The organism is Streptomyces sp. RPA4-2, from assembly GCF_012273515.2.
GTDB lineage: Bacteria > Actinomycetota > Actinomycetes > Streptomycetales > Streptomycetaceae > Streptomyces > Streptomyces kaempferi.
This window is the reverse complement of the sequence record NZ_CP050975.2, coordinates 6904123-6918824: the sequence shown is the minus strand read 5'-3', so window position 1 is coordinate 6918824 and position 14702 is coordinate 6904123. Positions and strand designations below refer to the sequence as shown.

At 70.9% G+C, this 14702-nt stretch carries 12 protein-coding genes and 1 pseudogene; 3 read left to right on the top strand and 10 right to left on the bottom strand.

All coding sequences use genetic code 11. The annotated features are described in order from the left end of the window. Nucleotides 1–78 precede the first annotated feature (78 nt). Entirely contained in the window at nucleotides 79–465 is a 387-nt protein-coding gene (locus HEP85_RS30250) for a DUF4440 domain-containing protein (RefSeq protein ID WP_168530718.1), read from the bottom strand. Continuing rightward, a complete protein-coding gene (locus tag HEP85_RS30245; RefSeq protein ID WP_168530717.1) occupies nucleotides 458–1006 on the bottom strand; it encodes a DUF1697 domain-containing protein in 549 nt (182 codons plus the stop codon). Before HEP85_RS30245 ends, HEP85_RS30250 begins: the two co-directional genes overlap by 8 nt. Nucleotides 1007–1258: 252 nt before the next feature. Between HEP85_RS30245 and HEP85_RS30240 the strand changes: the two genes are divergently transcribed. Both HEP85_RS30240 and HEP85_RS30235 read left to right on the top strand, forming a co-directional pair. Next, a complete protein-coding gene (locus HEP85_RS30240) occupies nucleotides 1259–3529 on the top strand; it encodes an MMPL family transporter (protein WP_168530716.1) in 2271 nt (756 codons plus the stop codon). A gap of 236 nt (nucleotides 3530–3765) precedes the next feature. Further along, a complete protein-coding gene (locus HEP85_RS30235) occupies nucleotides 3766–4137 on the top strand; it encodes a VOC family protein (RefSeq protein ID WP_168530715.1) in 372 nt (123 codons plus the stop codon). A gap of 114 nt (nucleotides 4138–4251) precedes the next feature. Here HEP85_RS30235 and mgt read toward each other — a convergent pair whose 3' ends face one another. The 4 genes and pseudogenes from mgt to HEP85_RS30215 form a co-directional block, all read right to left on the bottom strand. Continuing rightward, on the bottom strand, nucleotides 4252–5451 hold the full coding sequence (mgt, locus tag HEP85_RS30230) for a macrolide-inactivating glycosyltransferase (RefSeq protein ID WP_168530714.1): 1200 nt from the start codon (nucleotides 5449–5451) through the stop codon (nucleotides 4252–4254). Nucleotides 5452–5546: 95 nt separating this feature from the next. Then, complete coding sequence (locus HEP85_RS30225) at nucleotides 5547–6827, bottom strand: ABC transporter substrate-binding protein (RefSeq protein ID WP_211118094.1); 1281 nt, start codon at nucleotides 6825–6827, stop codon at nucleotides 5547–5549. A 17-nt stretch (nucleotides 6828–6844) separates the two neighbouring features. Further along, nucleotides 6845–7680: pseudogene (locus HEP85_RS30220) on the bottom strand (carbohydrate ABC transporter permease). Next, entirely contained in the window at nucleotides 7677–8612 is a 936-nt protein-coding gene (locus HEP85_RS30215; RefSeq protein ID WP_168530711.1) for a carbohydrate ABC transporter permease, read from the bottom strand. The pseudogene HEP85_RS30220 and the gene HEP85_RS30215 overlap by 4 nt, the downstream one beginning before the upstream one ends. Before the next feature lie 232 nt (nucleotides 8613–8844). Here HEP85_RS30215 and HEP85_RS30210 point away from each other — a divergent pair, with 232 nt between their 5' ends. Continuing rightward, a complete protein-coding gene (locus tag HEP85_RS30210; RefSeq protein WP_329291147.1) occupies nucleotides 8845–9708 on the top strand; it encodes an aminoglycoside phosphotransferase family protein in 864 nt (287 codons plus the stop codon). A 478-nt stretch (nucleotides 9709–10186) separates the two neighbouring features. On the opposite strand, the gene HEP85_RS30205 is transcribed toward HEP85_RS30210, so the two are convergent. From HEP85_RS30205 to HEP85_RS30190, 4 genes are all read right to left on the bottom strand, one after another. Beyond that, a complete protein-coding gene (locus HEP85_RS30205; RefSeq protein ID WP_356012529.1) occupies nucleotides 10187–10909 on the bottom strand; it encodes a 3'-5' exonuclease in 723 nt (240 codons plus the stop codon). A 105-nt stretch (nucleotides 10910–11014) separates the two neighbouring features. Beyond that, nucleotides 11015–12253, bottom strand: coding sequence for an SAV2148 family HEPN domain-containing protein (locus HEP85_RS30200; RefSeq protein WP_369657905.1), 1239 nt, complete (start codon nucleotides 12251–12253; stop codon nucleotides 11015–11017). 114 nt (nucleotides 12254–12367) lie between these two features. Beyond that, nucleotides 12368–13684: a copper amine oxidase gene (locus tag HEP85_RS30195; RefSeq protein WP_168530709.1), complete on the bottom strand. Its 1317-nt coding sequence runs from the start codon at nucleotides 13682–13684 to the stop codon at nucleotides 12368–12370. Between the two features lie 93 nt (nucleotides 13685–13777). Next, complete coding sequence (locus HEP85_RS30190) at nucleotides 13778–14593, bottom strand: Tat pathway signal sequence domain protein (RefSeq protein WP_168530708.1); 816 nt, start codon at nucleotides 14591–14593, stop codon at nucleotides 13778–13780. Nucleotides 14594–14702: the final 109 nt, after the last annotated feature.

Here is a 14702-nt window from a genome sequence, read left to right as displayed (position 1 = left end):
CGGCCGGGCCCCGGGTTCCGCGCCTCACCGTCCCGGGCGGGGTCGCCGCGTACACCGCCTGTCGGGACGCGCGGGAGGTCACTCTGTGTCCGAGGGCTCCGCACTGAACGGGGTGCCCTGGTGGAAGTACAGACGCCAGCCGTCGGCCGTCCGCCACCACAGCGAACTCCGGTGCACCAGACGTCCGTTGTCGCCCTCCGTGTCGAAGGTGATGTGGACCAGGTCCGGCGCCAGCTGGACGCCCTTCATGCGGGAGGCGGTGATGGGCCGTGACCCCGGCCGCGTCGTCGAGGTGAGATGCACGAGCATCGAGGCGCGGTCCCACAGCCGGCCCGAGGAGCCGAACTCGTGGAAGCCGGGGTGCAGCAGGGCTCCCAGCCGCTCCGCCGAGCGGCGGACCTCCGCGTCGAGCAGGCTCAGCTCGCCCTCGATGGCCGCCTCCACGGCGGGATTGTGGTCAGGCACCTGTCAGCTCCTCGAGTTTGACGACGGTGTTCCAGTTGCGGGTGGTGGCGGTGACACCCTTGAGGAGCCTGGGCTTGGCCAGGGCCTCGGCCAGCTTGGAGCGTCCGAGGCCGTCAGGGGCGTACAGGTACAGGGCGCGGTCGCCGAGCCGGAAGTCCTCCGGCAGGAAGGCCGCCGGGTCGACCGACGCGAAACGTCCGGGGTCGACCGGGGCGGAGAAGTAGGTGACGTGCAGCTGCTTGGCCTCCAGTTCGGCGGCCGGGAATGGACACGCCTCCCGCACGGCCCTCAGGTAGGCGTGGTCGCGGACCAGCACGCCGACGGTGAAGCCGAAGTGCTTCTCGACGGCGTCGGCCAACTCGGCCGCCAGGGAGTCCTCGTCACCGCGGTCGGCGGAGAAGACGGCGTTCCCGCTCTGGAGATAGGTGCCCACACCGCCGTGGCCGAGTCCCTGCAGGAGGGTACGGAGCTCGGCCATCGGCACCTTCTTGTTGCCACCCACGTTGATCCCGCGCAGCAGCGCCGCGTACGTCGTCGTCATCCGTTCACCATAGGACGGCCGTCCGGCGCATCCGCACCAACACCCGCACCCTGACCCCGATCCCCGAGAACCCTCCTCGTATGTAAGGGGCTTCTATCCTCCCCAGTGCGGAGACGGCGGGGTCCGCGGGGAGGAGCCGGGGGCCGGACGGTTCACCGGGCAGTACGAGGAGACGGTCTTGTCCGGGCCATACCTTCATAACGGAAGGTGGCGGCAGGGGGCTGTCACCGCGCACAAGGGGGCTGGCCCGTCATGGGGAACGGAGACATACGGGTGCGGGGCATCGCCGCGCGGGCAGGCGGCTGGAGCGCCCGGCACCGATGGGCCGCCGTCGGAATCTGGGTGCTGTTCGTCGTACTGGCGATGGGGCTCGGCTCGGCCGCGGGCCGCGTGGACGTCAACGAGAGCGATCAGCTCAAGGGCGAGACGCACACCGCCGCGAAGATCATCGAGGACTCGGGGATCAAGGAACCCTCCAGTGAGAGCGTCCTGATCCAGGCGAAGGACGGGAACGTCACCTCCACGGACGCCGAGTTCCGCGGCGCCGTCGCCGCCGTCGTCGATGCCGTCGGCGCGACCGGCAAGGTCACGGACGTGACCTCGCCGTACGACACGAAGACGATCTCCAAGGACGGCCGCAGCGCCCTCGTGCAGTTCGACATGCGGGGCGACTCGGAGACCGCGGGCGATCGCGTCGCGCCGGTGCTGAACGCCGTCAAGGGGGTGCAGAAGGAGCACACGGGGCTGCGGATCGAGGAGATCGGCGGCGCCAGCATGCAGAAGACCTTCGACGACGCGTTCGGCGACGACTTCCAGAAGGCCGAGCTCTCCGCCGTGCCCGTCGCTCTCGGCATCCTGCTGATCGCCTTCGGCGCGCTGGTGGCGGCACTGCTCCCGGTGGCGCTCGCGGTCACCGCGATCGTCGCGACGATGGGCCTGATGGGCATCGTCAGCCATCTCCAGCCGATGAGCGACACCGCCAACTCCGTGATGCTGCTGGTGGGTCTGGCCGTCGGGGTCGACTACTGCCTGTTCTATCTGCGCCGTGAGCGCGAGGAGCGCGAGGCCGGCCGGGACGCGCAGACCGCCCTGCGGATCGCCGCCGCGACCAGTGGCCGGGCCATCGTCGTCTCCGGTGTCACAGTCTGCGTGGCGATGGCCGGCATGCTCTTCACCGGACTCGCCGAGTTCGAGGCGATGGGGCTGGCCTCGCTGATGGTCGTGGCGGTCGCCATGGTCGGCTCGGTCACCGTGCTGCCCGCGCTGCTGTCGCTGCTCGGGGAGCGAGTGGAGAAGGGCCGCATCCCGTTCCTGCACCCGGACAAGCGGGGCACGGGCGGCCGCCGGGGCAACGGCCGGCCGGGTCAGGAGGGCAGCCGCTTCTGGGGTGCCGTGCTGCGGGTCGTGCTCGCCAGGCCCGGAATCTCCCTGGTCGTGGCGGCCGGGGTGCTGCTCGCCATCGCCTCCCCCGCCCTCGGTATGAAGACCCAGCAGCTCACGCTGGACAAGGAGTTCGGGAACTCGCTGCCGATCGTGGGGACGTACAACCGGGTCAACGACGCCTTCCCGGGCGGTTCCGAGCCGGCCGAGGTGGTCGTCAAGGCGCACGACATCAACGCCGCCGACGTGCGGTCCGCGCTCGCCGACTTCCGTACCCGGGCGATCTCCTCGGGTGCCTCGCGCGGCCCCGTCGACATCAAGGTGCACGCGGCGCAGAACGTCGCCTTCGTCTACGTCCCGCTCGTGGGCGGCTCCGACCAGGACAAGGCGGAGAGGAGCCTGGAGCTGCTGCGCGACACGGTGCGGCCCGCGACGCTCGGCACGGTGGACGGGGTGCAGGCGCCGATCACCGGGCAGGTCGCCGGATCGCACGACTTCAACGACCAGTTGGTGGGCTCGGTGACCCCGGTCTTCGCGTTCGTGGTCGTCTTCGCCTTCCTGCTGATGCTGCTCTCGTTCCGCTCGCTGACGATCGCGATCACCTCGATCGTGCTCAACCTCCTGTCGGTCGCGGCCGCCTACGGCATCCTGGTCGCCGTCTTCCAGCACGGCTGGGGCGCCTCGCTGGTGGGCGCGGAGGGGGTGGGCGCCATCGTCACCTGGCTGCCGCTGTTCCTCTTCGTGATCCTCTTCGGACTGTCGATGGACTACCACGTGTTCGTGGTCTCGCGGATCCGTGAGGCGCGGCTGCGGGGGCGTGACACCAAGGACGCGATCCGGCACGGGGTGGTCACCACGGCCGGTGTCGTCACCAGCGCCGCCGTCATCATGGTCGCCGTCTTCGCGATCTTCGGGACGCTGTCCATGCAGTCCATGAAGCAGATGGGTGTGGGCCTGGCGGCCGCGGTGCTCATCGACGCGACGATCATCCGCGGGGTGCTGCTGCCGGCCGTGATGGCTCTGCTCGGCGAGCGCAACTGGTACCTGCCGAAGTGGCTGAACCGCCTTCCGGACCTCACCCACGACGAGTCACCGGGGGCCACGCTGCCGCCCGCCAGGCAGGACGAACGGGCCGGGGTGTAACTCCGGCCGCGACAGGGCCCGTCGGTCCCCACCGGGGAGGGACCGACGGGCCCTTCGCGCGGGCGGCCCCGAACGGACGGACGGCCCGGCCGATCCGGGCGGTTCGTGCTGTCCGTGCTGCCCGTGCTGTTCATGCCGTTCATGCCATTCGTGCTGTTCGTGCTGTTCGTGCTGTTCGTGCGGCACACGGTCCGCGCCGTGCGCGACCTCGGCGGCTACCGGGCACACTGGCGGACATGCCCGCCTCGCTGCATCACATCGTCATCGACGCCCATGACCTGCCCGCCCTGGCCCGGTTCTGGGCCGAGGTGCTGGACTGGCGGATCCTTTCCGAACGGGAGCGGGAGGTCGTGATCGGACCGGACGAAACCGCGCCGGTGGGCATCTGCTTCATGCCGGTGACGGACCATAAGGTCGTCAAGAACCGTCTGCATCTTGATCTGACGTCCGCCGCGGAGGACCGGGAGGCCGAGATCGAGCGCATTCTCGCGCTCGGCGCGACCAGGGCTGATGTCGGACAGAGCGGCGGTGAGTCGTGGACCGTGCTCCGCGATCCGGAGGGGAACGAGTTCTGCGTGGTCCGCCCGAAGACGACCCTCATCCGCTAGGTGCATCGACCCGCGGGGTTGTTGACGCGGCTGAGCGGGGGCCTGGCGCGGGGGCGCTCCGGACCGACGCCGCCCCCGCACGCCGGCGCGTATCCGGTGCGGGACCCCCTCGTCCTAAGCGGGCGTGGGCAGTTCGGCCTCGATGAGATCGGCCGCCCGGCGTGTTCCGCCCTCCTTCGCCATCTGTTCGCGGATGTCCCGCAGGCGGCGCGCCACCTCGGGGTCGCCGGTGAGGGAGAGGACCGCCTCGCGCAGGGTGCCGGCCGTCGCCTCCGCCATCGGTAGGTGGCGGGCGACTCCCAGCGCCTGGAGCATGTCGGCGTTGCCGAACTGGTCGACGGCCTGCGGTACGGCGACCATCGGTGTGCCGGTGGCCAGGCCTTCCTGGCTGCCGCCCGCACCGGCGTGCGTGACGAAGGCGTCGGCCTGACGCAGGACCGCCAACTGGGGCACCCACTGGCGTACTTCGACGTTGCCCGGCACGTCCCCCAGCTCCGCGGGGTCGACGAACCTGCCGATCTGCAGCACGACATGCCAGCCCGGCAGACCCCCGAAGGCCTTCACGCACTCGCGGTAGAACCCGGGCTGTTTGGTGAAGCTGGAGCCCAGCGAGACGAGCAGCACCTTCTCCGCGCCCGCGGGCCGCCGCCAGTCCCCCTGCGAGGCACGGTCGCCCTGGCAGCCGCCGACGAAGGTGTAGCGACCCTCGTCGACACGGTCGGCGTTCGGCTGCAGGGCCCGGGGGATGAGGACGAGGCAGCGGTCGGGGCGGCCCATGAAGTCCTCGACGCTCAGGTCCATGCCGTTTCCGGCGATCCAGCGGGCGAAGGTCTCGTAGAAGGCCCGGCCGCGCGGTGTCCCCTTGAGCGGTTCGAAGACCGCCTTGCCGACCTCCTCCTCGTACCCCTCCCAGGCGACCATGCTCGGGGAGAGCTGCACGATCGGAACACCCCAGCGGTGGGCGAGGACCCGGGCCGGGTAGGCCGTGATGTCGTACAGCACGAGGTCCGGCTCGTCACCCTCGTAGGCCGCCGCGAGCTGCGGCTCGGCCTGCAGAGCGTCCGCCAGGAACGGTTCGAGGTGGTCGATCGTCTCGGTCCCCCACGCGTCCGGGTCGTCGTCGGTCGGCAGCGTCGAGTGCCATGTCCTCGGCTCCGCCCCCGTCGCGGCGACCATCCCGGCGAAGGCGGGCGGAACGGCGTACGTGACCCGGTGCCCGCGCGCGACGAGCTCCCGGATCACTTCGATGCTCGGGTTCACATGCCCGTGGGCGGCGATGGAGAACATGGCGATGTGGGCGCGTCGGGTGGTCATGCCCCGACCGTAGGCGAGACGATACGTATCGTGCAACCTCAATCACGCGCGGCACCGGCTGCCGGGCCCTCCCGGACCCCGCCGGTCAGCGCCGGTCAGCGCTGGTAGCGGGCCAGCACCAGGTTGCCGTCCCTCACCAGTCGTCTGCGGAGTTCCGCCAGGCCGATCGCTCCGCTGTAGTACTCCTGGAAGGCGGGGGTCGCGACCTTGTCCTTCCACTCGGGGTAGCCGCGCACGGACTGGGCGGGCGCCGGGCGGAGGTGCGAGGCGAGGGCGGTGCCCGTCGCCCAGCCGTCCTTGGCGGTGTGCAGGGCGGGGTCCTCCAGGGCCCGCGTTCCCGTGGGCAGCATCCAGTCCCCGAGCGCGAGCCGGACCATGTTCTTCGGCCGGAGCAGGAAGTCGACGAACGCGGCGGCCTCCTTCTTGTGCGGACTGTCCGCCGCGACGGACAGGGTCTGCGGGCTCACCCCCTGGGTGAGGCCGTCCGCGCCGGCCGGGGCGGGCAGCACCTGCCAGTGGAAGCCCTTGGGGGCCTGCTGCGCGATCTGCTGACGGTAGGAGAACCCGAGCGGCACCATCGCGTACCTGCCGCCGAAGAACCCGGGCAGTGTGTCCGAACCGCCCATGCCGAGCGTCGCGCCCGACGCGCTCCCGTCCGTGTTCACCTCGTCGTGCACGGTCCTCGGAACGACGGCGTCGGCGGCGTCGAAGCGCACGGTCACCTTGCCGTCCGGGCCCCGGTGGAACAGCCGGCCGCCCGCCGAGAGGGAGAGGTTGAGCGTCGCGGAGACCGGCTCCTTGAGCGGCCACGCGACACCGTAGGTGCCCTTGCCGCTCAGCCGCTTCGCGATCGTGCGGAACTCGCCCCAGCTCCATGGCCTCTCGGGGGTCGGGACGCGGACGCCGGACTTCTTCAGCCGGTCGGCGTCGGCGATCAGGACGCGCGGCTCCTGGAGGAACGGCACGCCGTAGACCCCTCCCCCGAAGGTCGCCGCCTCCCAGCTCCGCCGCGGGATGTCGGACGTGAGCCGCTCGGACAACAGACCGCGCAGATCCGCGAGATAGCCGCCGTACGCGAAGTCCGCGAGGTCGTCCGAGGCATCGTGGATGATGTCCGGCGCCTCACCGCCCTCGAAGGAGGTGAGCAGCTGATCGTGGACGCTGTCCCAACTCCCCTGCACGTACTCGACCTTGACGTCCGGGTGGCCGGCGTTCCACTCCTTCACCAGTTCCTTGTTGGCGGTGACGGACTCCTGCTGCCAGGCGAGGGACTGGAAACGGAGGGTGATCACTCCTCGCGGTCCGCCCCCGCCGGCCGTGCAGGAGGTGAGCAGCAGGCCGATGACGGCCAGGGCCACCAGCAGTCTCGTGCGCACCGACGGTCTCGTCCGCATCAGCTCTTCACCGCCCCGGCGAACATGCCGCCCGTGATCCGCTTCTGGATGACCGCGAAGACGACCAGCGACGGCAGGGTCGCGAGGAACGACGCCGCGGCGAGCGGCCCGAGGTCCGCGACCCCCTCCGCCCCGATGAAGTGCGTCAGGACGACCGGCAGTGTCTGCTTCTGCGGCGTCTTGAGCAGGACGAGCGCGAAGAAGAACTCGTTCCACGCGCTGACGAAGGCGAAGAGCGCCGTCGCCACGATGCCGGGCGCGAGCAGCGGCGCGGTGACGGAGACCAGCGTGCGCACCCGCCCCGCCCCGTCGACCGCGGCGGCCTCCTCCAGCTCGGTGGGCACGGCCCGTACGTGGCCCACCAGCATCCACAGCGCGAACGGCAGCGCCCACACGACGTACACCATGACCAGCCCGGCGCGGGAGTCGATCAGGTGGAGGTTCTTGAGGATCAGGAAGAGCGGGATGATCACGAGGACGAACGGGAACGCCTGGCTGACCACGACCCAGCCCGTGGCGGCCTTCGCGAGCGCGGTGCGCCGGCGGGCCATGACGTAGGCCATCGGGGTCGCGATCAGTACGGCGATCACCGCCGCGCCGAGCGCGGCGAGCAGGGAGTTGAGCGCGGCGTGCAGCAGGGGCTGCTCGTCGAAGGCCTGCCGGAAGTTGGCGAGGGTGGGGTGCCGGGGGATCCAGGTGGGGTGGAGGCTTAAGCCAGCTCGCGGGCCGGTTTGAACGCGGTGGAGATCAGCCACAGGAAGGGGAAGCCCAGGAAGACGAGGTAGCCCAGCAGCGCGAGGTACTGGCCCGCGCGGACTCCTTTGCGGGTCCTCACGCGTCCTCACCTCCGCCCAGCCGGGCCGCCAGCCGGATCGCGAGGATCACCGCGACCGCCGCGACCATCACACAGCCCATCGCCGCCGCGTAGCCGAACTGCCCGTAGCGGAAGGCCTCTTCGTACGCGAAGAGCATCGGCAGCCGGGTACGGCCGCCGGGGCCGCCGTTGGTCAGCACGTAGACCAGGGCGAAGGAGTTGAAGTTCCAGATCAGGTTGAGCGCCGTGATGGCGAGCGCGACCGGTCTCAGGGCGGGCCAGGTGACGGTCAGGAAGCGGCGCCAGGCACCCGCGCCGTCCATCACGGCCGCCTCGTGGAGTTCGCGCGGGGTGTTCTGCAGTCCGGCGAGCAGCGCGACCGTGGTCTGTGGCATGCCGGCCCAGACACCGACGACGATCACCGCGGGCAGCGCGGTGCCGAGGCCGCTGAGCCAGTCGCGGCCGTCGCCGAGGCCGACGTCGCGCAGCGTCTCGTTGAGGACGCCCGCGTCGGGGTTGTAGACGAGCCGCCAGATGATGCCGACGACCACCTCGGGCATGGCCCACGGGACGATCGCGAGGGCGCGGGCGAGCCACCGGAAGCGGAGCTCCTGGTGGAGCAGGAGGGCGAGTCCGAGTGCGAGGAGGAACTGCGGCACGGTCACCCCGACCGCCCACAGCAGACCGATCCGGAACGAGTCCCAGAACAGGGTGTCGTGCAGCAGGTCCTGGAAGTTGAGGCCCCCGATCCAGCGGGTGGGGGCGGTGCGGCCCGACTGGGAGTCGGTGAACGCCAGTGCGATCCCGTACAGCAGCGGTCCGACGCTGAGCACCAGGATCGGGATCAGCGCGGGCAGCACCAGGAACCAGGCTCCGTGGTCGAGGGGGCGCCGGTCACCGCCCCGGCGGGACGTGTGCCCGGCCGGCCGACTCGTCGCGCTCGCCAAGGTCATGGACACGGCTCCTTCGGGCGGGTCGTACGGATCCGGCCGTCCCGGCGGCCCTCGTCATGGTCGTGAAGGCGGCGGGCACCGTCAAGACACCGTGCACATGGCGCGACCTGTGCGAATGCGAGACTGGCGGCGGATGGCGTGAACGCGACGCCGTGCGCGACGGCCCCGTGCGGACCGTGCAGCGCGGACGCGAGGACCGCGCGGGCACCGCGCGAGGAGACGGAGGCGACGCATGGACGAGGCACGGGCGCGGGACGTACTGGCCGCGGCGGACGTACTGCCGGGGCCGGCCGGGGAGGCCACGCTCCTCGCGCTGGGTGAGAACGCGGTGTTCGCCGCCGGTGACCTGGTGGTCAAGGTGGGGCGGGACGCCGAACTCCTCGACCGCGCCCGGCGGGAGCTGGCCGTCGCGGCCTGGCTCGCCGAGGCGGACGTCCCCGCGGTGCGGGCGGCCGAGGCCGGGGCGCTGCTGGTGGACGGTCATCCGGTGACGGTGTGGCACCGGCTGCCCGAGCCCGTACGTCCGGCCGAACCGCGCGATCTGGCCGAACTGCTCCGGGTGGTGCACGCGCTGCCCTCGCCCTCCTTCTCCCTGCCGCCCCGCGAGCTGCTGGGCGGTGTGGAGCGCTGGCTGCGTCTCGCGGGCGACGCGATCGACCCGGAGGACGCGGCCTATCTGCGCGCCCGGCGCGACGGCTTCGCGGCGGCCGCCGCCGCGCTCACTCCGCACCTGACCCCGGGTCCGATCCACGGGGACGCGCTGCCGCGCAACGTCCATGTCGGTCCCGACGGCCCGGTCCTGGTCGACCTGGAGACCTTCTCCGCCGATCTGCGCGAGCACGACCTGGTGGTCATGGCGCTCTCCCGGGACCGCTACGGGATGCCCGCCGAGGCGTACGACTCCTTCACCCGGGTCTACGGCTGGGACGTGCGCGCATGGGAGGGCTGTTCCGTGCTGCGGGGTGCGCGGGAGACCGCCAGCTGCGCGTGGGTGGCCCAGCACGCGCCGGCCAACCCCAAGGCGCTGGCCGAGTTCGAACGGCGGGTGGCGTCACTGCGGGACGGGGACGAGTCGGTGCGCTGGTACCCGTTCTGAACCGGTGGTTCCCCACTCGGGCCGGCATACCTGAGCCGGCACCCGTCCGACCTCCGCAGACCGCCACTCGGATCTGCCGGCCCGCCTGAACCGCCACCCGTGCCAAGCACCGAGGGTTCCCGCTCCGGCCGCCCTGCCCGCCCGACTTGCTACCCGCACCGAGCACCGCAGCTCCCGGACTCAGACCTTGCAAGCCGCCTCGCCCGACACCCAAACCGAGCACCGCAAGTCCCGGACTCAGACCTGCTTAAGCCCGCCTCAGGCAACACCCCCGCCGAACACCGCAAGCCCCCGCTCCGGCCGTCCGCCCCACCAAAGGTGCCACCCGCGCCGAGCACCCCAAGTCCCGGACTCGGACCCTGACAGCCCACCTCGGCCAACACCCGTGCCGAGCACCGCAGCTCCCGGGATCGGACCTGCCGGCCCGCCTCGGCCGACACCCCTGCCAAGCACCGCAGGTCCCGGTTCGGGCGGGGCGTCAGACCCGCTCGCCGGCCAGGTCCCGCAGGGGCCAGGTGCCGTCGACCACCGCGTCCGCGTCGCCCTTGCGGCGCAGGAAGTTCTGGAAGTCCGCCGCCCACTCGGCGTACCACTCGATCTGGCGGCGGTGCAGCTCGGCCGGGCCGAGTGCCGCGACCTTCGGGTGCCGGCCGGCTATCGCCCCGGCGAGCCGGGCCGCGGCGAGGGCGTCGGCCGAGGCGTCGTGGGCCGCGCGCAGCTCCACCCCGTACTCCGTGCAGACCGCTTCGAGGTTGCGCTTGCCGCGGCGGTAGCGGTCGACGGAGCGGTCGATCGTGTACGGGTCGATGACCGGGGCGGGGTCGCTGCCGCCGAGCCGCTCGCGCAGCGAGGGCAGCCCGTGCCTGCGCAGCTCGGCGGAGAGCAGGGTCAGGTCGAAGGCGGCGTTGTACGCGACCACCGGGACGCCCGTCTTCCAGTACCCGACGAGGACCTCGGCGATCGCGTCGGCGACCTGGTCGGCGGGGCGGCCCTCCGCGGTCGCGCGCTCGTTCGAGATCCCGTGCACCGCCACCGCGTCCGCCGGGATGCGTACGCCCGGATCGGCCAGCCACTCCCGGCGCCCCAGCGGTTCTCCGCCCTTGACCTCGATCACGGCGCCCGTGACGATGCGCGCCTCGCGCGGATCGGTCCCGGTCGTCTCCAGGTCGAAGCCGATCAGCAGCTCCTGGTGCCAGCCCATCGGCGGCCCCCCTTCTTCGTGGTGCTTTCCCCCAGTGGTCTCCACGATCGCACGAGCCACTGACAACCCGAGGACCGCGTTCCGCTTCCGGAGGAGGGCGACACTTCAGGACACCGGCCGCGAATCAGCCCAAGCCACCTCGAACTCCTCACGGTATGTCGGGAAGAGTCCTTCTTCGCCGATCTCATCCGGTTTGACCAGGCGGCCACCGCCGCGCAGCACCAGCACCGGCGCCTCCATGCCGCGCGCACGACGCAGATACGACTGCACGACCGCGATGCCGTCGGAGCCGTCCCCGTCGACGAGATACGCCGTGAAGCGCGGTGTCTCGTCGTAGACCTGGATCTCGAACGCGCCCGGATCGCGCAGCCGGGCCCGGACTCTGCGCATGTGCAGGATGTTCATCTCGACGGCCCGGCTCAGCTCGCCCCGCTTGATGCCGAGTTCGCGCTCGCGGCGCTTGACCGCGCTGGAGGCCGGGTTGAGGAACAGCAGCCTGACCCGGCAGCCGGACTCGGCGAGCCGCACCAGCCGCCGCCCGGAGAAGTTCTGCACCAGCAGGTTCAGGCCGATACCGATGGCGTCGAGGCGGCGGGCCCCGCCGAAGAGGTCCTCCGCGGGGAACTGCCGCAGCAGCCGCACCCGGTCGGAGTGGACTCCGACCACGTCCGCGTACCGGTCGCCGACGAGGTCCTCGACGGCGTCGACGGGCAGCCGCCGCGCGGAGGGGGTGTCGCTGCCGGCGCCGAGAATCGCCAGGAGCTTCGCGGCGGCCCGCTCGGCCTGGCTCAGCACCGCCTCGGACAGGGCCCGGTTGCGCGAGACCACGTTCCGGGTGACTTCCAGCTCGTCCAGGGCGAGTTCGACGTCCCGGCGCTCGTCGAAGTAGGGCTCGAAGCACGGCCAGTGCTGCACCATCAGCTCGCGCAGCTGCGGCAGGGTGAGGAAGCTGAGCACGTTGTCGTCGGCGGGGTCGAGCAGATAGCCCTTGCGTAAGCTGACCTCGCGTACGGCGACCGCGCGCTGCACCCACTCCTGTCCGGCGGGGCCGGCCGCCGCGACCACCCAGTCGTCGCCGTGGACGGGTTCGTAGATGGGGCGCAGAACAGCGGCCACGACCGCGCGCAGCCGCTGTTCGACCAGGTTCAGCCAGATGTAGGCGCGCCCGGCCCGCTGGGCGCGCGTACGCACCTCGCGCCAGGCGTCGGCGCCCCAGTCCAGTTCCGGTCCGATGGATCCCATCTCCATCGGCCGTGCCAGGGACACCGCGCCGGGTGGGACATCTGTGGAGTTCCCCTCGTGACCCTCGTCACCAGGAGGCAACTCCAGCCCTCCCGAGCCCACCCGCGCACCGCCTTCCGCTCCCCCGAGCTCTCCCGTGGGGCCAGCCCCACTCAACGATCAAGGAAGGGTACTCCGGGAGCGGCGGGCGGTGCAGCCCGATGGACAGGCTGTTTCTCAACTACCGTTTTCAACATGCCCGTTCTGGTCGGCCAGCTCCGGCGGAGTGAGCGGATTCATAGCCGTGACGTCACGTGGGGCGATGGAGAAACCCTGCCAGTGGACCGGCATGGGCTGCTGGTCCTCGTCGCGCGCGATGTGGTGGAAGCCCACGTTGACCCAGACGATGGGGTGGGTGAGGGTCTGTCCGTTGACGTACTTGTCGACGGACTTGCCCGCGCCCGATCCGCAGTTGAGCAGGTTGTTGCTGGCGAACTGCTCGCACTTCTTGTACTCGGTGAAGTACAGGTCGTGCTTGGTGAAGCTGCGGCCGAGGTACTTGGTGGTGGCACCGGGGACGATCTCGTAGGAGCGCGCGTGGTTGTCCTTGTTCTTGCCGGTGGCGCTGACCACGCGCCACCAGCGCTGGTTCTTGGCGTCGCCCGCGAGTTCCTTGGTGATCTTGGTGCGGGTGGTCTTGTTGGTCGGGCCCTCGTTGCCGTTGCGGGGCGGGCTGACCACGGAGTCGTACTGCTCGATCTTGTTCTTGGAGGAACCGTCGAGGCCGAAGTCGAGCCGCCAGAAGACGTTGTGGCTGTGGCTGGTGGCGTACGCCTTCGCACCCTTGCCGATGGGCCAGCCGCGGCCGTCGCCCGCGTCGTAGTCGCCGGGCGAGAGGCTGCCGGTGGCGCCGATGTTCATGCTGACGGCGCCGTCGTCCTGGAAGCGCCATTCGGTGATGTACTCGTACCAGCCGACCTTGTTGACGGTGTAGATCAACAGGTCCTTGCCCTGGGCCTGGTAGACCTTGTTTCCCGAGTCGGCCTCCATGCGGTAGGCGTGGCCACGCGAACGGGTCGTGGTGCACAGGCCGTTGACGTTCGGGTGCTGCGGGTCCCAGGCGTTGGGGATCTTCACGTTCTTGATGGTGCCGCCGGGGCACTCGCCCGGCGCCATCTTCATCAGGCCCTGACCGAAGCCGGCGCCCGTGAGGTCGTCGTACTCGGCCTTGCCGTCGTCGTAGGGGACGTGGATCTGGCCGAGCTTGGCACTGGTGAGGACCTTGATCGGCTGGGCCTCGCCCTTGGGCTGGTACGAGACGTTCTCCAGGACGAGCCCGGCCTCGCTCTCGTAGTGCCAGCACATCCGCCAAGTGGTGCCGGTGGAGAGTTTCTGCTCGATCTTGTAGGCCGTGCTGCAACTGGCGGCCGCCGGGGCGGACTTCGGCTGGGCGACGGCCGGACCCGCGGCCGTCGTCGCGCCGACGGCCAGCGCGGCCACCGACAGGCCCACCGCCGTCCGGCTGCGGGCACGGCTGTTTCTGTTCACGCGCATGACGAAGGGACTCCTCGCGAAGGCATGCGGAAGAAGGGAGTTGGAGAGGGTGAAGGTGAAGTCGGCGCCGCTTCGGAGCGGCGGACGCGGACGTCAGCCGAGGGTGCCGACCTTGCGGGCGCTCAGATCGATCACCAGGTCACGGCTGTCGATCCAGGACCCGTTCCTGACCTTCGGGAAGAGCCTCACGCAGCGGTGCTCGCCGCACTTCGCGAGGAGGCCGGGCTGGGCGCCCGGGGTCGCCCGGTAGACCATGCTGTTCAGCGTGAGCTGGTCGGGCGAGGTGAGTTCCTTGCCGGTGGCGTCCTTGTAGTCGGCCCGCAGGCCCGCGCCGAGCGGGTCGGCGATGAGCAGCCTGGCCGCCTCGGTCATCTCGTCACGACCCAGCGGCGGCTGGGTCCCGTGCTGGGTGTCGGTCCTCTCGACCTTCCCGGTGTCGAGGTTGACGGTCCTCGTGACGAGCGTGTCGTTGCGGTAGTCGTAGAGCGTGACGTCCGCGCGGCGCGGCGCCGCGGGGTCGTCGAGCTCGTTCTCCTCCGGCTCGGCGAGGTCGACACCGATGCGCTGCGGGCCCCGGTCCCCCTCGACGTTCTCGCTGGAGCCGAACAACTGCCGGTTCACCGCGATCCGTTCGACCCGTGCCGTCTCGTCGTCGGTCAGCGGGTCACGGCCGGTGCCCTTGTCACCCTGCGCCGGAGCCTGTTCCACGACGCCGGGCCGTACGGCCGCCTGCCCCTGTTCCTGCCCCTGTCCCGATCCCGCCTGCTCGGCGCCTGCCGGGCCTCGACCCGATGCGTCGGCCCCTGCCGAGCCCGGCAGGGTGATCCCGACCATCACGGCCGTCCCGGCCACCGCGATGGCCGCACCCGCCATCATTTTTCCCAGATGGCGGTGCACTGTCTTGCGCACATTTCCCCCTACTCCCCCTGTTTCCCTAGGAGCGACTTGAGTACCTCTGGTTCGGCATACGACGTATGCCTGGTCAGCGGGTAAGAGGGACGTAAGTCATAGGAGGTTC